At 47.3% G+C, this 24,952-nt stretch carries 19 protein-coding genes; 2 read left to right on the top strand and 17 right to left on the bottom strand.

Going from position 1 to position 24,952, the window contains the following annotated elements; genetic code table 11:
• Positions 1-319: 319 nt before the first annotated feature.
• Both HP398_RS03445 and HP398_RS03440 read right to left on the bottom strand, forming a co-directional pair.
• Complete coding sequence (locus tag HP398_RS03445; protein ID WP_173621841.1) at positions 320-2,983, bottom strand: IPT/TIG domain-containing protein; 2,664 nt, start codon at positions 2,981-2,983, stop codon at positions 320-322.
• 69 nt (positions 2,984-3,052) lie between these two features.
• Positions 3,053-3,478: a VOC family protein gene (locus HP398_RS03440; protein WP_173621840.1), complete on the bottom strand. Its 426-nt coding sequence runs from the start codon at positions 3,476-3,478 to the stop codon at positions 3,053-3,055.
• Positions 3,479-3,666: 188 nt separating this feature from the next.
• On the opposite strand from HP398_RS03440, the gene HP398_RS03435 reads away from it, so the two are divergent.
• Positions 3,667-5,724 (top strand): LuxR C-terminal-related transcriptional regulator, encoded by a 2,058-nt coding sequence (locus tag HP398_RS03435; RefSeq protein WP_173621839.1) that lies wholly within the window; start codon positions 3,667-3,669, stop codon positions 5,722-5,724.
• A gap of 46 nt (positions 5,725-5,770) precedes the next feature.
• Here the strand turns inward: HP398_RS03435 and HP398_RS03430 are convergent, their stop codons facing one another.
• The 5 genes from HP398_RS03430 to HP398_RS03410 form a co-directional block, all read right to left on the bottom strand.
• Entirely contained in the window at positions 5,771-6,856 is a 1,086-nt protein-coding gene (locus HP398_RS03430) for a serine hydrolase domain-containing protein (protein ID WP_173621838.1), read from the bottom strand.
• The gene (locus HP398_RS03425; RefSeq protein WP_173621837.1) at positions 6,853-8,289 is read right to left on the bottom strand and encodes a serine hydrolase domain-containing protein; all 1,437 of its coding nucleotides are present in this window, start codon (positions 8,287-8,289) and stop codon (positions 6,853-6,855) included. Before HP398_RS03425 ends, HP398_RS03430 begins: the two co-directional genes overlap by 4 nt.
• 27 nt (positions 8,290-8,316) lie before the next feature.
• Complete coding sequence (locus tag HP398_RS03420; RefSeq protein WP_017248520.1) at positions 8,317-9,936, bottom strand: ABC transporter substrate-binding protein; 1,620 nt, start codon at positions 9,934-9,936, stop codon at positions 8,317-8,319.
• A gap of 96 nt (positions 9,937-10,032) precedes the next feature.
• Positions 10,033-11,055 carry a MerR family transcriptional regulator gene (locus HP398_RS03415; protein ID WP_173621836.1) on the bottom strand — a complete coding sequence of 341 codons (1,023 nt, stop codon included), beginning with the start codon at positions 11,053-11,055 and terminating at the stop codon, positions 10,033-10,035.
• 164 nt (positions 11,056-11,219) lie between these two features.
• The gene (locus tag HP398_RS03410) at positions 11,220-12,176 is read right to left on the bottom strand and encodes a PLP-dependent cysteine synthase family protein (protein WP_173621835.1); all 957 of its coding nucleotides are present in this window, start codon (positions 12,174-12,176) and stop codon (positions 11,220-11,222) included.
• Positions 12,177-12,303: 127 nt separating this feature from the next.
• Between HP398_RS03410 and HP398_RS03405 the strand changes: the two genes are divergently transcribed.
• On the top strand, positions 12,304-12,861 hold the full coding sequence (locus tag HP398_RS03405) for a helix-turn-helix domain-containing protein (RefSeq protein WP_017248517.1): 558 nt from the start codon (positions 12,304-12,306) through the stop codon (positions 12,859-12,861).
• A gap of 67 nt (positions 12,862-12,928) precedes the next feature.
• Here HP398_RS03405 and HP398_RS03400 read toward each other — a convergent pair whose 3' ends face one another.
• The 10 genes from HP398_RS03400 to HP398_RS03350 form a co-directional block, all read right to left on the bottom strand.
• Complete coding sequence (locus HP398_RS03400) at positions 12,929-13,855, bottom strand: D-alanine--D-alanine ligase (protein WP_173621834.1); 927 nt, start codon at positions 13,853-13,855, stop codon at positions 12,929-12,931.
• A 46-nt stretch (positions 13,856-13,901) separates the two neighbouring features.
• Positions 13,902-15,392: an aminotransferase-like domain-containing protein gene (locus tag HP398_RS03395; protein ID WP_173621833.1), complete on the bottom strand. Its 1,491-nt coding sequence runs from the start codon at positions 15,390-15,392 to the stop codon at positions 13,902-13,904.
• A gap of 198 nt (positions 15,393-15,590) precedes the next feature.
• A complete protein-coding gene (locus HP398_RS30790) occupies positions 15,591-15,710 on the bottom strand; it encodes an aspartyl-phosphate phosphatase Spo0E family protein (RefSeq protein ID WP_238144742.1) in 120 nt (39 codons plus the stop codon).
• 469 nt (positions 15,711-16,179) lie between these two features.
• The gene (locus tag HP398_RS03380) at positions 16,180-17,568 is read right to left on the bottom strand and encodes a helix-turn-helix domain-containing protein (RefSeq protein WP_173621832.1); all 1,389 of its coding nucleotides are present in this window, start codon (positions 17,566-17,568) and stop codon (positions 16,180-16,182) included.
• A 274-nt stretch (positions 17,569-17,842) separates the two neighbouring features.
• On the bottom strand, positions 17,843-19,105 hold the full coding sequence (locus tag HP398_RS03375) for an aminopeptidase P family protein (protein WP_173621831.1): 1,263 nt from the start codon (positions 19,103-19,105) through the stop codon (positions 17,843-17,845).
• A gap of 212 nt (positions 19,106-19,317) precedes the next feature.
• A complete protein-coding gene (locus HP398_RS03370) occupies positions 19,318-20,949 on the bottom strand; it encodes a peptide ABC transporter substrate-binding protein (RefSeq protein WP_173621830.1) in 1,632 nt (543 codons plus the stop codon).
• A 27-nt stretch (positions 20,950-20,976) separates the two neighbouring features.
• On the bottom strand, positions 20,977-21,933 hold the full coding sequence (locus HP398_RS03365; RefSeq protein ID WP_173621829.1) for an ABC transporter ATP-binding protein: 957 nt from the start codon (positions 21,931-21,933) through the stop codon (positions 20,977-20,979).
• Positions 21,926-22,948 carry an ABC transporter ATP-binding protein gene (locus HP398_RS03360; RefSeq protein WP_173621828.1) on the bottom strand — a complete coding sequence of 341 codons (1,023 nt, stop codon included), beginning with the start codon at positions 22,946-22,948 and terminating at the stop codon, positions 21,926-21,928. Before HP398_RS03360 ends, HP398_RS03365 begins: the two co-directional genes overlap by 8 nt.
• Before the next feature lie 13 nt (positions 22,949-22,961).
• Positions 22,962-23,909: an ABC transporter permease gene (locus HP398_RS03355; protein ID WP_173621827.1), complete on the bottom strand. Its 948-nt coding sequence runs from the start codon at positions 23,907-23,909 to the stop codon at positions 22,962-22,964.
• A 4-nt stretch (positions 23,910-23,913) separates the two neighbouring features.
• Complete coding sequence (locus tag HP398_RS03350; protein ID WP_017248508.1) at positions 23,914-24,846, bottom strand: ABC transporter permease; 933 nt, start codon at positions 24,844-24,846, stop codon at positions 23,914-23,916.
• Positions 24,847-24,952 lie beyond the last annotated feature (106 nt).

Here is a 24,952-nt window from a genome sequence, read left to right as displayed (position 1 = left end):
CCAAGAAAATAATAAAAGCCCACCATCAAACAACCTGAGCATGAACACATGGCCATGCGCAAATCGTTTGATGGTGGGCTAATTTCGAAGCATCCAATGATACTCGTTATCCGTCCCAACATATCTATGGGTGAGATCAGGATGATTGAGCAATTCGTCATTACTCACCAACTATGATCAGCTACGGCAACATTATATCACCGGATCTACATGGAAATCCAACTTTTTTTATGGAAGGATTGGGCACATGAAAAAGCTGTCAGGGAACATCAGTTCCTCCGACAGCGTATCTGTGTCAATCATCCTATGATTCTACTGCTTACAGAAGAGGCAAGATTGCGTTTGCGTACGCTTGGGCTCCCTTTTGATTGGGATGACCGATGGAGGCACGCTTGCAAATCTCGAAATCCAAGCCTGTGCACCCTGCTTCTGTGCAGGAGACGAGGCGCTCGGCTGCGATCAGGTCTTGAGGAGTCAGGTCCAAATTGATGCCGAATACATAGGGATCATCCGTCAGCGCCGCATGCTCCGGACCAAAATTCGGATCGGCGAAAAAGATACGCGGTTTATCGAGCTCCGCATTTCTCTCATCGATGGCTTTCCGCAAGTAGACCTTTGATTCTGCTTCAAGCTGGGCACAGCGTTTGTATACCTTTTCCAACTCAGCTGCACCCAGAATTCCTCCGGCTGCACCGCCGCCGACACCTCCGACAATGGCCCCTACGCCGATCAATAGTGCTTCTACCACAGCCATATCGCTCTTTTCAGACACAAGTGGATAATAACCGGTAACGATGACCTTGGCTTGTGTAAATTTATTCGTCACCTCGACCAGCAATTTCTTCATGCTCACAAAGAAATAGTCATAATGTAATTTCCCCAAATCGGCTGGATGGAAAGGATTCAGAACTGTCCGAACATCGACATCGTTCATACCTCCATCCAAAAGAATCAGATCCACCAAGTCAGCCTCGCCTTGGAAGAACGCACATTGCTGTAGGATCGTTGGGAATGATTTAGGTACCTCGCAGTCTACGGGGGCCACTACATCATCCTTACCCTCTCCAATAATGGCGCCGGAATGAGCGAGTACTTGTGTATATTGCTTGATATTTCCTTCTCTGGCCTGAACGGCTGCACCCACGATGGAATAAAACTTCTCATGCTCCTGCAAGCCTTGCCCCCAGCTCACGGAATCGCCCATCACGAGCATATGGAAAGTTTCTAGGGTCAGTGGAATTTCATTCGAAGGTGTCCCATCGGAAAGCCGCACTTTCAGGGTCACCTGTTCACCCGCTGGATTGCTCGCAACATCGGCCGGTCGAATCAAGGTAAATTCCATTTGTGTCGAGCTTAACATCCGTACATCGGGCATTTCTTGGTTGTTTACCAAGACAAGTGTCCCTTCGGAAAAGCCGCTTCCGTTCACGATCACTTTTTGTCCGGGCCTCACCCGTGTTTTCACTTGATTTTCCTGTTGGGCTGAAATGACTCGTGGATTCACGAAGACGGATGCCTTGTTGGAAAGAGTCGTATCTGATTGTCGTACTTGGAGCGTGCGGGAGCCCCCTGTCACGAAAGGCAAGACAAAATGGAGCATGGTATCACTTACTACCTGAGTTTTCGTTTCCGTGCCATCGATCAGCACGACATCGGTTTTGGTATAACGACTTCCTTCCAGCGTCACTGTATCACCTGCGAATGCATAGCGCGGAGATACATGGCTAATCGATGGCTCCAAGAGCTTGCGTCTGAATTCATCTGCGTCGATGGCTCGAAAGCTGACAGGTTCAGACAATCGGCCTCCCGCATATCCGACACGACCAGCATCGGCAAATGAACCCTGTTCTCCCGGTTGACCTGCTGTTCTTGGCCCTGGACCGCATGCCGTACCGAATTTTCCATTCTTGGTGTCACCCACCCCACCACCCGGTCCGCCTGCTCCAGGATTACCAGGAATTCCTCCTGCCCCCGGGCTGCCTCCCTCAATCGTAATCGCAAAGCCTTGCGAATAATTTTGGATGATCGTTTGTGGCGCGTACAGGGTCAACCGACCACCAGCGCCTCCATTGCCTCCCGGACCTCCGTATCCTGCTGCACCGCCGCGCCCTCCGTTTCCACCGGCTCCCGCTCCGGCTTTGCAGAAACCTGCCCAATCCAATTCAGCTGGCTTGCCTTTTCCTCCTCTGCCACCATCTCCACCGTCTTGCCCAGGCCCACCTTGTGTGCCATCTTGCCCTTTCAAGTCAAAATGAGGACGTCCCGCCAGATTAAGTACCCATAATTCGAGTTCAGGAGCAGCAGCGCCGTCGAATCCACGGTCTCCGGGCAATCCATCTGTTCCAGGTGTCCCCGGAATGCCGGAGAGCGTCGAAGACATCGGTGCATCAGAGGGTGTTATTGGTTTTTGTCGTTTGGCTGGAACATAGCGGTAAGGGCGCTCCCATGTAAACGTAACATTTTGTCCGACCGTCAACTTTTCGGCGATGATGATCAAGTAGCGCTGCGGATATTTCAAAATAACATTGGTTCCATCCTCGATATAAATTTCCGATGCGGCCCAATAGGCAGTGTCCACCGATATATTCAAGGCCGAAGCAGGAGATGGTACCGCTAATGTAGCCGTCATTTTTTTAGGAAACGGGATGGTTTGCAACAGTTCTGCTTTTCCACTTAACATTTGCAACGTTGATGAAGATTTAGCTGAGTCGATTCGGTACGCAGACTGAATCATGGTATTCCCACTGACGAGAGTTGGGCTTGGTTTCGTCAATCCCGACTGAGGTACTACCGTCCCACGGTTCTTGAGCGACCCCAGACTAGACAGGGATGTAATTCCGAATGACTCCAGCACCGCTTTGTGATAGGTCATTCGATCCTGAACCATTTGGGGGGCTGCTTGGAAGGTTGTCGGATTCACAGCCATGGTCGTAATCCCGAGCGTATTTCCCCCTGCATGGAAAGTGTTTGTAGAAGTTGACATTCTTTTTCCTCTCCCTTATCACAATGAATGAAATAGTTTGTGCGAGCCAGTCTCCATTGCACGGACGAATCATTCTTGGCTTACGCCGAATTCCTCTAACTCCCGAAAGCTGATTTTTCTTCTTTGTGCATGTGGTGTTTCTCCTCGATGCGCCCATATGATCTCCACATGATTGCCTTCCGGATCAAGAAAAGAAAAATGTGCATATTCGCTCTCCACATAAGGACCATGTGCCAAAATTCCGTGATCCGTCAGCCTCCTCCACACTTCCTTGAAGTGATCCAACGTATCTACCCAAAATGCCAGATGCACATGATGCGGATTGTTCAGGATGAGCAAATCATGCCTGCCCGATTGCGGATCAATCGCCAAGCATGCCGTTTCGTCGCTATGGTTCACCACTGCAAGATCAAGTGCGGTTTCATAAAAAGAGGCCAATCTGCGAACATCATGCGCATATAAGGAAATGTGACCCATGCGGCTTAGCTTTGACATGTTCCCTCCATCCTTTCGTATTGACTCGCCTGTTTCATCCTAACACCGACTATACGGGGCTCGATATTACTCGAAAGGATACATCCAAAAGGATACCCGTGCGATAAATATGAGTACCCAGTATAAAAGAAGCGTAGTAAAATCGTAGGAAGAAAAAGGAAAAACCTTGTGATGGAGCAGGTGATGCTATGAATTATCAGGATAGCCTTGAAGAGCTGGAAAGTCGTCTGTTGGTAGGACGAACCGAGGAAGTCCTTCATTTTTTGAAGTTGCTTGCGGATGAGCGGCGCTCCAAAAAAATCATGAATCTCTTCGGGACCGCAGGCGTAGGAAAAAGCTATTTGCTCGACGAGCTCAGGCGGCAGGCTCATCTGCGGCAAGCAGCTACTCTCTCTTTGGACAGCGAGCAATTTTGGCACACGCCCTCTGATTTTTGCCTGCATATTTTGCAGGCATTGCATGTCTATCATAAGGGAGAAGAGCAGCATCCATCCCAATTGTTGGAGGAATGCGTTTCGAAGCTGAATGAAAAAGCGGCCGATCAAAGACTCGTCCTCTTTCTCGACATTTACGAGAACTTGGACGGCTTGGACCATTGGTTGCGCGAATATTTTTTCAAACGATTAAGCGCGAATATCCTGATCGTGATCGCAGGGAGGCATCCGCTGTCTGAAGCTTGGCTTCTTTCGCCCGGTTGGCGGCACTTCATCAGTAGGGTCCCTTTATCCCATCTTCCTTACGATGCTGTCGAGCGGTATGCGCATTACTGTCACATTTTTGAACCGACTATCATCCAAGAAATGTGGCGGCGCTCCAAAGGGCATCCCCTTACCCTGTCATTGCTGTCCTTTACCTTGCAGCCGAAAGATCAGGAAGGAAACGGGGCTTTTCATGAGGAAATGGACACGCTGCCGTTTGTCGTAAGCCAATGGCTGCGCGAAGTTCCCGGCGAGCATTTGCGTCCTCTCGTGGAAGCAGCAGCCGTATTGCGACACTTTAATCAGGATAATCTGTCTTTTTTATTAAAAAGGGAAATCACCGCGTCCGAGTTTTTCCAATTGATCCGATTTTCGTTTGTACGGAAAGTGGACAGCGGCTGGACGATTCATTCCTTGATGAGAGAATCTATTGCCCAGGATATGCGGGCACGGACTCCGCTTCATTTTGCAGATTTGCAAAAGCGGGCCGTTCACTACTATTATGAGAAGTTCACCAAGTCAGCTCATTCGGTCCGTACACCAGAAGCTTTAGAGCTTACCTTCTTTTTAGGTGACGCACTCATCCGAGCCTTTTTAAATTGGTTCGACCCATTACCCAAACCGTTCGAATCAATCCACACTGGTCATCGGGAAGAACTATTGGAGTATATCCGCAATCAGCGGCACTGTCCCTCCCCTAAAACTATCAAGCTATTTGATCCGCACACGAACCGACATTTTGATTTTCACCTGACAGCGGAGCAAACCTTGTACCCATTGAATTGGCTTGATCATGACCGTCTATTCTCGCTGGGATACGACGTGCTTCGCGTTTTGCGCAATGATAAGGGAGCGATCTCGGCACTTGCTGCAGTTGTTCCCATCAACGAAAAAACCCTTCCTTACCTGATGGAACATTCCGGTTCTCGTTCCTATTTCACTGCTCTATCCAAAAAAGAGCTAGAACGGTTTCGCGTGCCGGAACACACACGGGCTGGCTGGTTCATCCACACCATTCATCAAGATGATTACGAGGATGTTTCCCAACATACAGCTATTGGCCATATGTTGCACGGTTTGATGTTCTCCGGAGAGTTTTTGTTGTGTTCACCTGCACCATTTCCTTTTTTCAAAGCTGCCCACGAAAGTTTGGGGTTTGATATAGCCGATTTCGCCACCCACACCAACTATGACGGAGTAACACCCACTCTCGTATTTTTCCGTGATACGCAAGGCGAGCATCTTCCCGCTTATTTGCAAAAACTGCTTAAACGATCCGGATTGGATGCGGATTTTCGCCTGGAAGAAGAAGCGACTCCAGCTGCTGCTCCACCGACATCACCTGGCATAGTCACAACGATAGAAATGAGTACGCTGACGGCACGAGAACAGGAAGTAGCCAGCCTTGTGCTGGAGGGATTGACGAATGCGGAAATCGCTGCCCGCTTGTATTTGAGCGAAGTCACAGTGAAAAAACATTTGAAATCGATCTTTGACAAAATGGATGTCAGCAACCGGACACAGTTGGTGAAAAAAATGCTTGTGTAGGACGAAAAAAGAGGAACCGTCGATGGCGGCTCCTCTTTTTATATGGCTATGGAATGTCATACGGTCGTTCAAATAAAATATTCTCGATTGCCTCTACAGCCTTTTCTGTCAAATCACGTTCCTGATCCACGTTTGTGAGATAAATAATCGTTTTATCTGTTTGAATATATCGTATCAAGTAGCTTCGATACCCCGGCCAGCCTCCACTGTGATGCACAACTTTTCCTGTCACCTGATTTTCACGCAGCCGCCAGCCATAACCATAATTTGATAAGCTGTTGTCAGTAAGCTGAACGGGGGAAAACGCTCTCTCTAGCGTTTCTTTTTTTACCAGCTTTTCTGTGTAAAGAGCTCTGTCCCACTTACGCAAATCATCCAGTGTTGAACTGACCGCGCCGTCTCCCTGAATGCCATCCAGATAAATGACAAAATCGTGCTCACTGGAATCATCCGGTAACACAAATGCTTCAGATTGAGCAGAATACACGTATCCATACGCGTAATGCTGGATCAACTCAGGCGAATATCTTCGGTTGTACACTTTCGTATGCTGCATACCTAGTGGTTGAAATATCTGTTGCTGCAAGAAATCGGCAAATTGTGTATCAGCTACGTGTTCTACGATAGATGCTAATAAAGCATAGCCGGTATTACTGTACGCATACTTTTCATTGGGTTGAAACAAGACGTTGGGTCGATGCTTGATTAGCTGTTTGAGTATGTCTTGATTCGTAGCCACTTGCGTTTTATCCCAACATTCAGAAAACAACTCCATGTAATCAGGCAAACCGGATGTATGCACCAGTAGATTCTCTACAGTCATATTGGCATAAGGAAAATCTGGAAGGAGGTCGTCAACTTTATCTGAATAGTCGAGCTTCCCTTGCTCTTGCAAGATCATGATTGCCATTGCTGTAAACGCCTTGGAAACCGATGCGAGTTCAAATACCGAATCTGGTGACAATCTTTCAGCCGTTTCTAGATTGGCCAATCCTATGGAATTTTGATAATAAGGTTTCCCTTCTTCCAAAATCAAGATGTTACCGCTCCAATTGTTTTGTTCGGCAAGCGTAGAAAAAAGCTCATCAAGCTGGCGGCATCTCGCATCGCTTACATTGGCTTGTTGGGTCATTTCTCGTTTCCCCCACTCGTTTTATAAAATTGTCTTCCAGCAAAAGACACTCGAACAATCTCATGATTTCTCAATCTGATAAACCGTGCCGAGAAATCTGTTCCAAACGCCTGTACTACAAAGAGATCTTCAGCAAATGGTCTCATTACGTAATTTTCTCCCAAAAAGGAGAGCATCAGTTGACCATTTTCTAATCTGATCGGCAATGTCCCCAACTCACTCGATTGATAATCCCCCACGAATTGTTTCATGGCTTCCTCGGTTAAAAAATCAATCTTGCTAACCAGATGAGAGGTTTCAGGAGGGCGGTTTTCCAGACTATTTAGCGCACCTACCATTACCGCCAAAACCGGCGACAATTCTAGATTGGACAGTGCCACTCCGGCCAGTCCTGTTTCGGGAAAGAAGCACATTTGAGCCGTAACCCCTTTAATACCACCACTATGTTCAACTAACTTTTTCCCGTAGTAGTCAGAAGTTATGAGCAAGCCGTACCCGTAAAATTGACCAGGTACCAAGTCAGTCGGAAAGTAAGGGGTTATCATGAGTTGTACACTCTCAGGTGTCAGGATACGATTTTCTCCTGCTGTAAGCCCACCTTTGCAGAACATGTCCGTATATCGCAACATATCCCGCACCGTTGATTTAATAAATCCTGCCGCCCGAGAAGCGGGAGTATCCCACCAATTCGGAGATGGGACCACTTCCTTGTGATCGCCTCTGTCTCGCATGATATACAGATTTGTAATATTCTCATAGCCATTCAGCTCTTCCAGAAAAAAGCTCGTGTGCTCCATCCCGATTGGATCTATGATATGCTCCTTGACATAAGTCTCATACGACTTCCCGCTGACGCGTTCAATGATCGCTCCCAGCAAGGCGAAACAATCATTGGAATAACTGAACTCTGTACCCGGTGGCCCTAAAAGCTCTAAATCTAATGTAGCGATAACACTCATCAGGTCTTCGTACGTATCGATTGGTACCGTAACATCTGTCTCGTTTTGCAGAAATGGATAGTCTTCTGCCTCATTCTCTTCCAAACTTCGCATCACACTTGCAAAAAACGTTGGCAAGGGAGGAATCCCACTCGTATTCGTCATAAAATGATGAATCGTGATTTGTCCTACATCATTATTTTTCAGTCGAAACTCCGGCAAGTATTTGACAACAGGGTCATGTACGGATAACTTACCAGCTTCTTGTAATTGCATGACCGCCACACAAGTAAAGGATTTTGTGATGGATCCAATTCCAAATACCGTATCGACTGTAACTCCTAACTGCCGTTCCACATCACGAAAGCCAAATCCGTTACTATAGAAGATTTGACCATCTTTTGCTATTCCCATAGAAACACCAGGAACCTGACCTTTTGTTATCCATTTTTGAGCATATTTTTCAAAAGACTCAATCCATCCGTTATTTGGCATGCGCTTCTCTCCTTTGTTGACATGTAGTTAGTTCTCGATCCAGCTGTCATTATATGTTGGCATGACAGATGTCCACTTGACTCCTTTTACTCGAGAATTGATGACAGTAAAGGCCTTATCGTAATAGATAGGGACAACATACGCTTGCTCAATCAGATGCTTCTGTACATCCATATACACTTGCTTTCTGGCATCAGTCTGCATGGTAGTACGCCCTTTCAAAAGGAGGGCATCCAGCTTGTCATCTTTTACTCCCGATAAGTTGTAGGGACCGCTGGAATGAAAATAAAAGTATAAAATATCAGGGTCATCATAGACGCCCGATATCAGCGTTACATCAAAATTTCCTTTGACGACTTCCTGCATGTACCCTGCTATTTCTAGATTCTGAATCTTCATGTTGATACCCGCTTCTCCCAGCATGGCTTGAAGCAATTGGGCTTCTTTGTCTAGATCTGCGGTACTCAGCAAATTCAGACTAAATGTTTTTCCGTCCTTTTCTCTCACACCACTTCCGTTTACTTTCCAACCAGCCTCGTCCAACAGCTTCTTTGCTTCGTTCACATGATACTGGTACCCGTACTTCTCTAAGGATTTGTCATACCCTAGCGTAGATGGAGATAACGCCGTATGGGCTACTTCGCCTTCTCCCTGCGTAACAGCTTGGACAATGGCTTCTTTATTGACGAGCATATTAATTGCTTTACGTACCTGAATATCCTGGAACTCCGGTCTTGTCAGATTCATTTCCAACATTAAACCCACTCCAGGACGTAAGTATTCCATCACTTGATATTTCGGATTATTCCGATAACGATTTGCATCTTTCACAGGTACTTCCGTTGCTACATCGATAGCACCACTCTCTAGCGCTGACATTCTGAGCTGGCTGTCAGCAATTGCTTTTATGATAAGTTTGTCTGCTCTAGGAGGACCTTGATTTTCATAGTAAGGCTCTCCCCACTGAAAGGCTTCATTTCTAACATAGGTGACACCTTCGCCTGTTTTCCAGCTCTCAATCTTCCAAGGCCCTACTCCCACAGGATTCCGGCCATAGCTCTCTCCAGCCTTTTCAATCGCTTTCAACGATAACGGCTGCGTTAAATAATTCCCTAGCGCATCGCGAAAGGCAGCATAGGGTTCGTGTAGTTCCAAAACGAGAGTCTGATCGTCTGGCGCTTTCACACTTTTTATTGGAGCCATTAATTCAGCAGCTGTTTTTGCTTTTGTCTGCGGATTGAGAGCACGATCGAAGGTTTCCTTAAAACTTTTTGCAGTAAGAGGTGTCCCATCGTGAAAGGTAATCCCGGAACGAATCGTGAAGGTCCACGTTTTGCCATCCTCAGAAATTTTATAGTCACTAGCAAGAGAGGGCTTGTATTCGTTTGTGGCAGGATCCTTATATAGCAGTGATCCACCGAGCAACCAGGTATAGACCCCAGCAGATGCAACAGACATGTGAGCATCTAACGTATCCGGTTCAAAGGGGTACGCTACTGTAATCGTTCCGCCTGTTTTGGGTTCAGCACCCTCCTGCTGCGCGGCTGGCACAGTTGTTTGCGTGCTGCAACCAACCACCAAGATCATACATAGAATGACAAATCCCCGCCAAAAGACACTGTACGTTTTTCGCTTGTTTTTCTTCATATGTCAGCATGCCACCTCCTTCCCTTTTCTTTTTGAAAGAGCTTCCGATGATGACAGATGATTTCACCTCCTTCGCAACTGTAACAAAGAGTACCTTTACTCTTTATCCATTTGTTGAAGTTTCCACTGTAATGCTTGGTAGAATAATTCATTTGTTTTCATATAGGATTGCAGACTAGGATACAGGATTGAGCAAATTCTTCTGAAACGTTCGAGATTTTCTGATTGGCTTGAAAGCATCTTTTCAGCAAACCGACGGAAAAATGACTGCGACACAGGGAGTTCGTCAACATCGGCAAACATCAAGACATACTCTTGAACATTCGCCTGTACGACAGGACTGTCTGGAGTTGCATGTTGCTCAGCTGCTTTTAACAACTGTTTAAGGTTTTTAAGCATTCTGGCGCTCCACATCTCCACACTGATCTTAGGCAGGTGAACTATTTCTAGGAAGGACATGACATCTTGCTTCATCTCCCGGACAATCTCTGGATTATTAAACATTTCCTCCAACTCATCTAATGCAGCCGTTTGTGCTGCCGAAAGCTTGCCTTCCAGCAACGAGGAGACGTTAACCCCTAATAAAAATATCTCTCGCCATTCCACCGGGAATTGTTCAGGAAAAACGGACGAAATCATTTTTTCCAAAATAAACTTTTCTCGTTCCAATGCATCTGTAGAAATTGATTCAATTAAATCGTGCATATAGCTCAAAGAATCACTGTTACCCTTACTCTGCTTTGTTTGTTCCAAAATGGATTTCATGCTGGCAAGCGTACGCATTTGGATGTCCAAAGCTTCGATTTGCCATTCTATCGCCATATCAACAGGTATATCCCCAGCTAACATTCTCTTAATCTCATCAATACCAAAGTTTAAATAGCGAAGGGTTAGGATCAGTTTTAACCGCCAGATTTCCTCTGCCGTATACATGCGATGACCTCCAGAAGTTATCTCAGAAGGTGAAAGCAGGCCGATCTCGTCATAATAACGAACAGTGGGTACAGAAGAACCTGTCATTTTCGCCACTTGTCCGATGAAGAACTTCACGTCCTTCATTGTTCGATCAGTTTGTTGATTTTGTGTGGTGTCTAATCTGTTCCTCGCCTTTCCGTGCACGTGACAACACCCCCTAGCCAATTATAAAACCTCTAGTAACTTGAGATTCAAGAGGCAATATGCCAACTGATGATCATGCGTTCACCGTCGTGTAATTTGAATAGGAAAAAGCCAGGTGGTTGTGACACTTGGCTTCATAAACTCGCATGATTGGACGGTTGAAGTTATTCATAGAGATCTGTGCTTAAATATTTGAGACCTGAATCATTAATCGTTAGCACAATATTGGCCCCTTTTTCTTTCCCTTTCAAAAGCTGTAAGGCAGCCGCAACATTTGCTCCCGAAGAAAATCCTGCGAATATTCCTTCTTTTCTTGCCAGTTCTCTAGCAACTTGTGTCGCTTCTTCATCTGTAACATGGATGTAGTCTGTAACGAAGTTCTTATCCAGAAGAGGTAAATCCATGGAATATCCCCCACCTTGGATCTTGTGATTGAGGTTAGTAGCAGCTTTACCAGAGTAGAACGGTGCGGTGTAAGGTTCAACTAAATAACAACGAATGTTGGGATTATACTTTTTTAACGTTTTTGCACAACCTGTAAAAGTGCCACCAGAACCAGCAAAATCAAGGAAAACGTCTACTTTTCCATTTGTTTGTTTCCAAATTTCTTCACCCGTGTGAAATTCATGAGCATGGAGATTGCCAATGTGATGAAATTGGTCAGCACGAAACGCATTCCTTTCTTTTGTGATTTGCTGTGCTACTTCTTCCACTTTAGCAAGGTCTTCACCAGAAACTTGCCCTACAGGGGAACCAGGCGCTTGGTCTACTAAAACAACTTCTGCTCCGAGCGCTTGCATCATTCTCGCTCTTTCCATTGAATTTCCTTTTGACATAACAGCAACGAATTTATACCCTTTGACTCCACAAACAATCGCAAGCCCAGTCCCTGTATTGCCACTCGTTAATTCCACAACGGTGTCATTCGGTTCTAGTATTCCAGCCTCCTCAGCCTCTTCAATAATCTGCAAAGCGATTCTATCCTTTTTGCTAAAGCCTGGATTTACATATTCCAATTTGGCGAAAATATTTCCAGCGAGATTTTCTGTTAGCCTAGAAAGATGGACCATGGGAGTGTTACCAATCGCTTGATGAACGCCTGATAAAATCGTGTTCTCCATAGACATAGCGCCTCTTTTCGTATATTTTGGACTATATAGTGTCTGCTTCAAACTATATATAGCTCGATTGTAAAGTATAACGTACACACGTGCAATATAACGTCCAAACTCTATGGAGGGCATTTTGATGGAAGAGTTTCACACAAATATCGGAGAGAACATAAAGCGTATTCGGAAAGAAAGAAACTTGAGCTTGGATAAAACTTCTGAATTAACAGGAGTTAGTAAAACGATGTTAGGACAAATTGAAAGAGGCAAGTCTGCTCCAACAATCACAACCCTTTGGAAAATAGCTAGTGGGTTGCGCTTATCCTTTTCTTCACTCGTTAGTCAATACAAGCCGAATGTTACGATCGTAAAAAAGAAAGAAGTAAATCCCATTATTGAAAATAACGGACAATATCGTGTGTATCCACTTGTCCCCTATAATCCTGAACAACAGTTTGAGATCTTTTCAGTAACCCTTGAACCAGGATGCGAGCATATAGCAGAACCGCATACAACTGGGGTTGAGGAATTCATTCTCGTAAATGAAGGCACGTTAGAGGTTGTTGTCAATGAACAAGTTTATATCGTTGAACCTGAGGATACTTTGATTTTTAAAGCAGACAGGCCACACCTTTATCGCAACACTGGAGATCGTATCGTAAAGTGTTCCGTAGTCATTCACTACTCAAGTCAATGAAAACAAAGAGAAACCCCACTACATGTAGGGTTTCTCTTCCGTTAGACACTTGTATAGATGCTATCCGCTAGCATTGTTCTCCCCATTCCTGTTTCCGTTCATGGAGCGAGCTCGCAATAATACGGTCCAGCAGCTGCGAAAAGGTCATACCTGCTGCAGCTGCACTCTTTGGAAACAGGCTGTTGGCGGTCATCCCCGGTAAGGTGTTCACTTCTAGCACGTAAGGCATATCCTGACACAAAATCATATCGACCCTTGCATAGACCTTACACTGTAGCAGTCGGTAGCTAGCAAGCGCCGCCTCGCGCACACGCTGCTGGGTAACGGGAGGAAGCTCAATCACCTTCTCCTCCGCACCGCCGTCCTCATATTTCGCTCGGTAGTCGAACCACTCTGAATGCGCGGAGCGAATGCCGATAATCGGTAGTACCTCGCCATCCAGAATCGCGCAGGTAATCTCCGTCCCTTTCAAATAGGGCTCAATCAAGATCCCCTGATCCAAATGGCTGGCTTCCTGAACAGCCGACAGCAGCTCCTTCTCATTATGCACGAGCTGGACACCGATGCTGGATCCTCCCGTATTCGGCTTCACAATCACCGGGTAACCCAATTGCTCTACCGCCTGAAGATCATAAACGTCCTTCCAGTAAAGCCCTGCAGGCGTTTGAATGCCTGCCTCCTTCAGCAGCATTTTGGACAGTTGCTTATTCATACATAGGCTGCTTGCCAGGACACCGCTTCCTGTATATGGAATACCCAGTGTCTCCAGCGCGCCCTGTACCGTGCCATCCTCGCCATATTGCCCATGCAGCGCCAATAGCGCAAAATCGATGCCTGCCTGCTGGACCTGTGTGATTAAATCCGCTCTCTGCGTAACGACAATGGGAACTGCCTCATAGCGACTGCGATCCAAATGATTGATCATCTCTTGGCCAGTCTTCAGAGAAACCTCACGCTCAGAAGAAATACCACCCATAATAACGCCTATCTTCATGATGACACCTCATTTTTCTTCAAAATGGTTGTGCGGTTTGTATTCGTTATGCCTTATGAAAGCGACGCGCCTGTTTGCCGATTATCTGAATACCTCGCTCGATATTTTCTTCCGTTACTCGTGAAAAACCAAGCCGCAACGTATTCGTCCCTGTTCCTTCTTGAATAAAAAATTTGTCGCCCGGTGTAAAAATGACACCATGTTCTGTGCAAGCTTCTAGCAGCTCGCGTGTATTTACGCCTGACGGAAAGGTAAGAAACAAATGCAAGCCCCCATCGCCAGACAGCTGCGCCAGAGGGAGATGTGCTTCACAGCATGCCTTCGTCAGCTCATATTTGCGCTTATATTCCATGCGGGCTTTTTTTACATATTTATCAAAGTTTCCGTTCAGCAAATATTGATATAAGATCGATTGATCGATGGTAGATGTATGAATGGTGCGTGCACGCTTAATGCTTTCGAGGTTGTCGATCAGTGCGCTGTCTCCAAGCACCCAGCCCACTCGTAATCCAGGGAACAGTACCTTGGAGAAGCTACCAATATAGATGACTCCGTTCCCTTTTCCTGCTGTGGCGATTAATGGCGCAACATGCGCTCCCGAGTAGCGCAGCTCTTCATTGAATCCATCCTCGATCACCGGAATCTGATAGCGCATCAGTAATTTCATAACGGCACTGCGCTTCGCTGGCGACATGACTATGCCTGTCGGATTGTGATAGGAAGGAGTCAAATAGGCCAGATCGAAGCTGTTTGTCTGCTTGTGCAAAACTGCCTCGAGCTGCTCCACATCTATACCATCACTCTCCATCGGAATGCCGGTAATCTCAAATCCTTGCAGCTTCAAATTCTTGATCGCAGTATGATGGGTCGGATTTTCACAAATGGCTGCCCCACGGCGAACAGAAGGGCGCAGTGCCGACAACACTATGTCAAAACCTTCTGTAAACCCGCTTGTAATCAGCATATCCTTGCCGCTTACATCGACGCCCTTATTCTCCATATAACGCATCAAGTAATCAATTAATGGCTTGTAACCCTTGGCATAGCCGTAGTTGAGCAGCACCTGTCCTTCGATTGCCATTCGATCCATAAAGGCTCTCTTTACATCCCCCAGATCAAACAACTGCTCATCCGGCGCGATGCTTGTAAAAGAAATGATTCCTTTTTTGGCGCGAATGCCCTGCTTCATCATGTCCAGCTCTGCAGCGGATACAGCATATTCGTTCATTCGTGCCTTCCAGTCGATCTGCCAAGAGGCGGAACTGTCAGCGCCTCCGTTATCCGCAGCCAAATGGCCCACCATAGCGGTAACATAGCTGCCTTGGCCGGGAATCGCATACGTAAAGCCGTCGTCCTCTAGGCCTTCGTAAGCTGCGATGACTGTATTCCGGCTCACCTTAAGCAAACTGCTCATTTCTCGTGTGGAGGGCAGCCTCTGATCCGCCTGGAGCGCGCCTTTGATTATTAAACGTTTGACGTATTCTTTCACTTGTATCGCAACTGGACGGTCACCAACAAGCTTGAAATCCTGGAACATCCTTCATCGCCCCCATTTATAATGATGGCATGGGAGACGCGAGAAAAAAAGAACCACCGCACTGGATTTTTCATCCTTCGGTGGTTCCTCGGTAGCAATCAGCATCCACCCAGCGGTAAAAATGAAAGTAAAAAAGAACCCATTTATCTTAAGGGTTCCTCTTTTGTAGTCATTTTTAGTAGGCCGATAGTGAATCCTTCACCAGATGCTATCCGCTTTATGGTTGTTTTGCGCCATTACAATATATTTGTCCAATTGCTGGCTTACACCCAAAACTACGTCACTTGAAAGTCCATGTTTTCCTGCCAATTCAATCATTTGCTGTCGTAGTTGTTCGATGCTTGTTTCTAGATCTAAGTGGTGGCGACTTGCTTCTATTCCCGCGCCCCAGATCTTACTCTTGCTTTTCGGGGATGTTCCTGGGTGCACAAGAACGTCCCTTTCTAATGAACTTGCGGTAGCCTTTATGTTAAGCACCTCCTATGATTTACAAAATATGACAATAATAACTATAAATGAATATGCAAGAATTCACCGACTAAGAAAAAATTGAATAGAAAAAAACATCCTATCGAAAGGATGTTTTTTGTTTGTCTTATCAACTCTTTCTAAAAATCTGCACCATGCTGATAATTAATAACGTGTGGTGTGCCAGACTTTTGGGGTTCGTAAACGATGCCACTGCTCAACCCAAACGTTAGAAGAACTGCTAGGAATACATATTTCATTCTTTTTCATCCTCTCTACTTATCATCTTTTTCGTTATTGTTGATACATCATCCTACAACTAGTTTATAAATGTAGCTTCGGCCTTCTTCTCTCCAATTACAATAGCTTGATATTGGAGAATTTGTGATGGCGAGGCAAGATGGCGATATTTTTCAAATAACTGCACACATTGCAGAGCATCATAATGGCGATTCATCAAATCCGATTGAACTAAACAGTGTAGGGTTTCATTGAGTCCACTTTCAATGCGTCCCTTTGTAAAATCATATTTTGCTTTTTGATATCGATATTGGAGGTGCTGAACCATATTAACCAACAATGTTCGTTCATGAAATCTAGCAATATCTTTAGAGAGACGTAATAAAACTTCATCCACGCAAAAATGATATTTATTAGCAGCTTCCATAATCGTAACGAGGCCCGGAAGTATTTCAGCAGGCTGTTCCGCTAGATAGTCGGTATATTCCTTAATGATTTCTTCATTCCCCATTAATACTTCCAGTGTGTAACAATTCGCCTTCGCAAAGACTGCAAACCGCTCAACGATTCTTCTCCCTTCATCGTCAAGAAGTTCAAACCAATGTAAATCGGCGTATGTTTGTACATATTCTTTGGATTGGGAATAACCGCCTTGCATCTGTAGGACCAAGCCTTTATATAAATAACCCATTCCATAGTAGTAGACGAGCGGACGTTCTGTTTTTATCAACTCTGCCTCTCGATTTTTTCTGCGTTTTTGCAGCTCATCTTGATAGATAATTTTGGAAAGCACTCTTAGCTCATCTGCGTAAGTTTCCGCTTCACTCCATTTTTGCAAAGTGAAACAAACCTTAGCCAAATTAAGTAAAGCGTCTAATTGATCCGTTTCTGGTAATCGCTTTCGATATGGGGAAAAGCGAATAACAGCCTTCTCATTTTCATCAGCATTTGTCCCGAGTATTGCCTGAAATAACCGGTAGTGACTTATCACAAACTGGGTAGAGTAGCTATCTTTCTCGTTCTCAATTACGTACTCATAGAATGGCACCGCCTTTCCCAGTTTCCCATCCTCGTATAATTGCTCTGCCACGGTAAAAAGGATGGAGATATTTTTGGGATTCTCCAGCAATTGGGAGGCAACTGCTTCAATGCAATCCTTTCGTCCATTCTCGGCGCTTCGAATTAAGTAAGGTATCAATCGGGGGCGCGAGATTTTCCCTTCATATAGACATTCATCGGGGTATAATTCATACAACCAGCCAGGCTCGTAGTCAAACACGGCAGCGAGTGCGTCTAATTGACCAATGGTGATAGCCCGAGGCGGGTTTCCATTTAGAATCTCGCTCAATGTTCCCGGATTAATTCCAGTTAGATCCCCTAGTTTGCTCAAAGTATAAGCGCGCGCTCGCCGATGTTGTTCGATTTCTGACCGCAGCGACTGGTGCATTGTCCCTAGCAGTCCCCCCATAATGGATCACCCTCTTATTTTTCCTTTATTTTACAATCAAATGATTTATTATGGAAGGTGCACGAAACATTTCTTTATCATTTTAATCGTTTTTGTAAGAGGATGTTCACATGCAAATAACCATAACAGAGATTGCTATGGTTATTTGCATGTGAGCGTGTGCGGCTGCACAGATTCTTGGGATTGTGGGAAGTACCTTAAATTGGAAACTACGAGAGTTCGGAATTGAAGCTAGTGACCGTAATGGATGAACTCATTTGCTCGCAAGCGTTCCCTATTCCTTTTTCCCGATCAACAATTCCACTTCTTCGATTTCCTTCGGGATCTGCGATGAGAGCACCTCGCAGCCGTCTTCTGTTACTAACACATTATCTTCAATCCGAATGCCAATCGCTTCTTCCTCTATGTACAGACCTGGTTCAATCGTGATTACCATACCAGGTTGCAAAGCAACATTGTAATCCGGGATATCGTGCGTATCCAGGCCAAGGTGATGAGACACGGGATGATAATAGTATTTGGACAGCTCACTGCTCTCTTGGATGAGACCGAGACGTAGCAGGCCATCTGTCAAGACATGTTTCGTGACATCATTTAGTTGTGGAAGTGTGACACCAGGCTTCACCGCTTCGATGGTCTTGATTTCTGCTTCGAGCACGAGTTGATAGATCGCTTTCTGACGCTCTGTAAAGCGACCATTCACGGGAAACGTTCGCGAAATATCAGCCGCATAGTAGTTCGATGTTGCACCGAGGTCGAGGAGAACCAAGTCACCATCTTCCGAACGCTGATTATTCGCTTCATAGTGCAAGATAGTAGCATTGATCCCACTAGCAATAATGGGTAAATAAGGTAGCTCGCGAACACCATGCGATTTCAACGCGAAATCATAGTGCGCCTCTAGCTCATATTCCATGATTCCAGGACGTGCATGCAACCACATGCGTCGGATTGCTTCATCTGTGATCGCAATCGCCCGTCTAATTTCTTCGATCTCAGCCGGACTCTTCACCTTGCGCAGTTCTTTCAGCCATAGTCCCGCATCGTGAATCTGCAGGTTCCGGTATTTCTTCTGCGCGTCTTCGGCAAAAGTCTCTGCGGGGGTCACCTCATCGCTCCACAGATAGCGATACAAGTCAAGATAGAGGGAGTACTTGCCTTCGCAGCGCCTCATAAAGGTTCCAAATGACTCTAGCCACTCATCGAGATAGTCGAAGTGTTCGATACCAGACTGCTCCTTCGCCTCTTGATCCGATAAGACGGCCCCTGTCCATTTCGCTTCCAGTTCATTTGGGCGCTGAAGAAATAACGTTTCGGTCACGATGCCAGCGCGTTTTGTGATCATGAGAATGAGGTTGCTTCGCGCAATGCCGGTTAGATAATAGAAGTTGCGGTTTGGGGTAAACGGATATTTATCGTCATGGCTGCGTGTCTTGACAACCCCTGAAAATAGTACAACCGCGCTGTGATCAGGCATTTTTTCTGCGAGTCTTTGACGGCGATTGATGAACTCTTTTGAATCCATGGTTATTGTCATTTGTTTTATACCCCTTCGCCTTAGAGTTCAGTATAGTCTGATAATTATCTGCCGATTTCACTTTTGATAGGTCGTCATATCTCCTCCGTTCTTCTATATTTTAGGATACTTTCATCATTTGGGAAACGACTTTCGTAATAAAGCTATTGTTGAGTCCATAAAACAAGGAGCAGTTGCATTAAGCAAGCTGCTCCTTGTTTTAATAGATTACGTTACTCCGCGACTCTTTTCGCCCAGCGCAGGTCCGGTGTCCCGGTTACACTAAAGCGGATGCCTTCGATCTTTTTGCTGTTGAGGTAGTTTTCGTTATTGAAATAAACCGGGATGACGGGCATGTCCTGCATCAAAATGGTTTCAGCGTCGTGCAAAAGCTTCATGCGTACTTCCTCGTTTTGTTCGACCTTCGCTTTTTCGATCAGCTCGTCAAACTTTGGATTCGCCCAGTTGGTGAAGTTGCGGGAGCTTTTCCCTGTGTACAGCTCCAGCATCGCGAGCGGATCTAGGTAATCGCCGCCCCAACCCATGCGGGCCATCTGGAAGTTTTTCTGCTTGAACGTATCGATGTACGTCTTCCACTCCTGATTTTCCAGCTTCACTTGGACGCCCATGTTTTGTTTGAACATTTCTTGCAGCGCTTCGGCGATCTTCTTGTGGTTTTCCGCGGTGCTGTATTTCAATGTAATTGGAGGAAGCTCTGTCCAGCCTTCTTCCTTCAAGCCTTCAGCTAGAAGTTGCTTCGCCTTGGCTGGATCAAACTGATAGTAAGGGGCCACTTCTTCTCGGAAGTCCTTACCCGAAGGAGTTTTCACCCCGAATGGCGTATAACCGTACGCCGGGAGCTGGCCTCCCTTGGTCACGTTTTTCGTCAGAATATCACGGTCGATCGCGTAGGAAAAGGCCTGACGAATTTTCGCATTAGTAAACGGCTTTTCCTCTACGTTAAACGTGTACGTATAAATGCTGTAGTCCGGGAATGATTTGTACTCTTCTTTTTCTTTTTCCTGCTCAATCACGTCGATCGGCAGGGAGTCAATCAGATCGAGCGCTCCTGTTTTGAACATCTGGTAGTAGGTGGTTGCTTCGTTTACCATCTTGAAGTGGACGGTGTCCATCGTTACCTTTTCTTTCTCCCAATAGCTCTGGCTTTTGGCGATTGTCAGCTGACTGTTGTGGTCCCAGCTCTCTACGGTGTATGGGCCATTGGTCACGATGCCTTTCGCTTCGACCGCCCAGTTTTTGTCTGGATCCACGACTTTCTTGTTCACCGGCAGATAGGCGCGACTCATCATGATTTTCGGGAAATAGGTGATCGGGTCTTTCAGTCCGACGATGAGTGTTCGGTCATCCTTTGCCTTGATCTGAACGTCATCCACGCTGCCTTTGCCCGTGTTGTATGCCTCCGCGCCTTGTATGTAGTAGAGTGCGGATGGTTCATAGGCGGCGGTCTGTGGATTCAGCACGCGCTTCCAGGAGTATTCGTAGTCATGTGCCGTTAACGGATCGCCGTTCGACCATTTCATTTCGGGGCGCAGGGTAAATGTGTAGGTTTTTCCGTCCGGGGAGACGTCCACCTTTTCTGCTGCGCCTTCGCTGATGTCTCCATTTTCGCTGTAACGGTACAATCCTTCATACAGATGGTCTATCACCCAGTACGAAGTGGTATCGGAAGCGAATGCCGGGTCTAATGTGTACGGTTCGCCCCGCAGGTTAGTGGTAATGACTTGTTTGACGGCTGCTCCCGTCTGTTGTTCGGAAGACGCAGCCTGTTTATTGCTGCCACACGCAGAAAGCGCAGGCACAGCGAGCACCAGCAATGCGGCAATAGCGAGTAATCCCTTTTTCATTATGATTTCCTCCTTGTTCTCCTCTATCTACTGTACAAGATGGCAAGCGATCCAGTGTCCGTGCCTCACCTCCTTCCAGACCGGCGCTGTTTCGGCACAAACACCTTGTGCAACCGGACATCTGGTGCGAAACGGGCAACCACTTGGCGGATGAATGGGGCTGGGCGGTTCTCCCGTCAGTACGATCTGCTCCCGCTCTTCGCGCTGGGCTGGATGGGAAACCGGCATAGCCGAGATCAAGGCCTGCGTGTACGGATGTAGCGGTGTGGCAAACAACTGCTCGCTCGGTGCAAGCTCCATCATCTGTCCCAAGTACATCACGCCGATCCGGTCGCTGATGTGCTTCACCATCGACAGGTCATGGGCGATAAACAGATAGGTGATAGACCGCTCTGCCTGAAGATCGGCCAAAAGATTGACGATTTGCGCTTGGATGGACACATCCAGTGCAGAAATGGGCTCATCTGCCACGATAAAACTTGGCTCCACCGCAAGTGCGCGGGCGATGCCGATTCGCTGCCGCTGTCCGCCGCTGAATTCATGCGGAAAGCGTTTTGCGTGGCTTGGGTGTAATCCTACTAGCTCCAGCAGCCGATAGACGCGTTCTTCTCGCTCTTTTCCTTTTGCCAATCCATAGGAGTCGATTCCCTCTGCGATAATGTCGCCCACTCGTAAACGCGGATTGAGTGAGGCTTGCGGATCTTGGAAGATCAGCTGCATGTGGCGGTTTGCTTCCCGTCGCTCACGTCTATCCATCCTGGCGATGTCTTTGCCTTGAAACAGGATGCGCCCCGCACTAGCTGGGTACAGGCCCACGATAGTCCTGCCCAGCGTAGACTTGCCGCATCCGCTTTCCCCAACGATTCCAAGCGTCTCCCCTCGTCTGATTTCAAAAGAGACTCGATCAACAGCTCTTACCTGTTGTCCCCCGCCAATCTCAAACGATTTAGCGAGATTCTCCACCCCTACAATGTTGTCAATCATGTGTCTCCCTCCCTGCCATCATCCACGCTTCTGTTCTCATGGCACGCGGGTCGTTCAGCCAGCAGCTTGCCTCATGCTGATTGAAAAACGAATTCGCTTGTGGCATATGCTCCAGGCAAATTTCCATGGCAAATCGGCAACGGGCAGCGAACGGGCAACCGACAGGCGGACGAAACAGATCCGGTGGTGTCCCTTCGATGGGGATCAGCCGCTCTTTTTTACCTGCATCGAGACGTGGCACAGACTGCAACAGCCCTTGTGTGTAGGGATGGCGTGGGTTGTCAAAGATCTCTCCCACCGGGCCGCTTTCCACCACTACGCCTGCGTACATGACCGCTACATGGTCGGCCACCTCTGCGACGACACCCAGATCATGGGTGATCAAAATGATCGACGTGTTCAATTGTTCCTGCAACTCTTTCATCAGACGAAGGATCTGTGCCTGAATGGTCACGTCGAGCGCAGTCGTCGGTTCGTCGGCGATAACTAACTGCGGTTGGCAGGCCAGCGCCATGGCGATTCCGACACGCTGCCGCATGCCTCCGCTTAGCTCGTGAGGATACTGCTCAAATCGCCTCGCCGCCTCCGGAATGCCTACCCTTACAAGCAGTTTCAGCGTCTCTTCCTTTGCTTCTGTCTTCGTCTGCTTTCGATGTTTGATCAGGCCTTCCGCAATCTGCTGGCCGATTTTCATTGTTGGATTCAGCGAGGTCATCGGGTCCTGGAAGATCATACCGATCTGCGACCCGCGAACCTGCTGCCATTCCAGCTTCGTCAGCCCAGTCAGTTCACGCCCGCGAAACCGAATGCTGCCGTCTTTTACATGACCGGATCGCGGAGGAATCATTCCCATCAATGCCCGGGCGGTCACACTTTTTCCGCAGCCGCTTTCTCCGACAATTGCCAACGTCTCCCCCTCCTTCACAGAAAAGGAAACCCCTCTTACCGCCTGCACCTCTCCACCGTACGTGCGAAAGGAGACGCGCAACTGATCTACTTCCAACAATGGCTTCACGATGTACTCCTCCTCATTTCCTGATCCGCGGGTCCAGTGCGTCCTGCAAACCGTCCCCGAGCGCGTTGCAAGCGAACATGGTAAGGGAAATCATGAATCCCGGAAAAAACAGCCGCCACCACTGTCCGCTCAGCATAACTGCCAGCGCGTCGTTGGCCATGGTTCCCCAGCTGGCGGTTGGTGCCTGCACTCCCAGCCCAAGAAAGCTGAGAAACGATTCGGCGAAAATCGCATGTGGTATCGTAAAGGTCAAGTTCACGATGATGACGCCGATCGTATTCGGCAACAGATGTTTCATGATGATTTTGGCATGAGAGGTACCCAGCTTTTCTGCAGCCAGCACAAACTCCTGACGCTTGATCTGCATGATCTGTCCTCTGACCAGACGGGCCATGCCGACCCAGCCGGTTAGTGAAAGGGCAATAATGATCGTTGCGAGTCCAGGCTCCAGAACCACCATCAGCAGGATTACCACCAGGAGATACGGAATGCTGTACAGAATTTCAGCCAATCGCATCAGGATGTTGTCCACACGGTCGCCCAGCTTGTTCCTCCCTGCCATGTAACCGGATATCCCGCCGATGCAAACACCGATCACTAGGTCGATGGCAGCTGCCGCCACACCAATAAATAAAGAGATTTGACCGCCTACCCAGGTACGTGCCCACATGTCCCGACCCAAGTCATCCGTTCCAAACCAGTGCTCGCCCGACAGTGGCAGATTTCCCTTCGTCAATGACTGTTCATGCGAGCTGTGGGGAACGAGCATCGGCCCGATGATGGAGAGGGTCACCACTGCCAAGAGAAGGAAGAACCCGAGCATTGCCAGCTTGTTGCGGAATACTCGCTGCAATACCTCCTGCCAATACCCAAGACTGGGACGTTCCCGAATTTCCTCAGATAGCCGGATTCGGTCTACTGGTCGAAACAGCGAATCCAGTTGTGTTGCCTGATTGGCCATAACGCTACTTCCCTCCACTCGTCAATCTGATGCGCGGGTCAATCACCCGATACAGCAGGTCGATGATGTACAAAGTAAAAATGAGGACAAAGCTGTAAAATACTGTGGTGCCCAAAATAACAGGGTAATCACGGTTAAAAATACTTTCCACGAAGTATTTGCCGAGCCCGGGAATGGCAAAAATCTTTTCCACCACAAAGGTTCCGGTCATCAGGTTGGCAAACAGCGGACCGATAAAGGTAAGAACCGGCAATATGGCATTGCGCATCCCGTGTCTAACGACAATAGAAAAGGTGCCAAGCCCTTTCGCCTCCGCTGTGCTTATGTATTCCTGTTGCCAAACCTCAAGCATGCTGGCTCGTACGAAACGAGCGATAATGGCGAGCGGACCGATAGCGAGCGCAAGCGTTGGAAGAATCGAGTGTTCCCAGCTCCCCCACGCAGCAACGGGAAACAGCTCCCATTTGACCGCCAAGTACTTGATCAACAGTGGCGCCAGAATAAAACTGGGGACGGAGATCCCGATGATGGCTGCAAACATAGACAAGAAATCCAGCGTTCGATTGTGATAGAGTGCCGCTACGATTCCCAGTGTGATTCCACCTGCTAGCGCGACAATAAACGACTGGAGTCCCAGAATAGCCGATGCGGGAAATCCTTCTGCAATCAGCGTGTTCACATCCCTCGTCTTGGACTGGATAGAGGGCCCCAAGTCAAATTGCAGCAATCCTTTCAGATAGAGCAGGTACTGTACCGTGATTGGCTGATCCAGGTTGTACTCCGCCCGCATGTTCTTTACCACTTCTTCTGGAAGCATTTTGGCGTCAGACGCGAACGGGTCACCCGGAATCAGGTGCATGGTCACAAACGTTACCGTGACAATGATCCACAGCGTAACGATCATGAGAAGGCCACGCTTGACCGCATAATGAAGCACGTTGTTTCCTCCTTCACATAACACACAGTAAAAAGATATGAATACTAAGGATTGTAAATATAGAAAACCCCTCTCCGAAAAGAAGAGGGGCGATTGCACGGTTCCC

Source organism: Brevibacillus sp. HB1.4B (genome assembly GCF_013284285.1).
Classification (GTDB): Bacteria; Bacillota; Bacilli; order Brevibacillales; family Brevibacillaceae; genus Brevibacillus; species Brevibacillus porteri.
The sequence above is the reverse complement of the archived record's forward strand: the minus strand, read 5'-3'. Positions and strand labels throughout refer to the sequence as shown.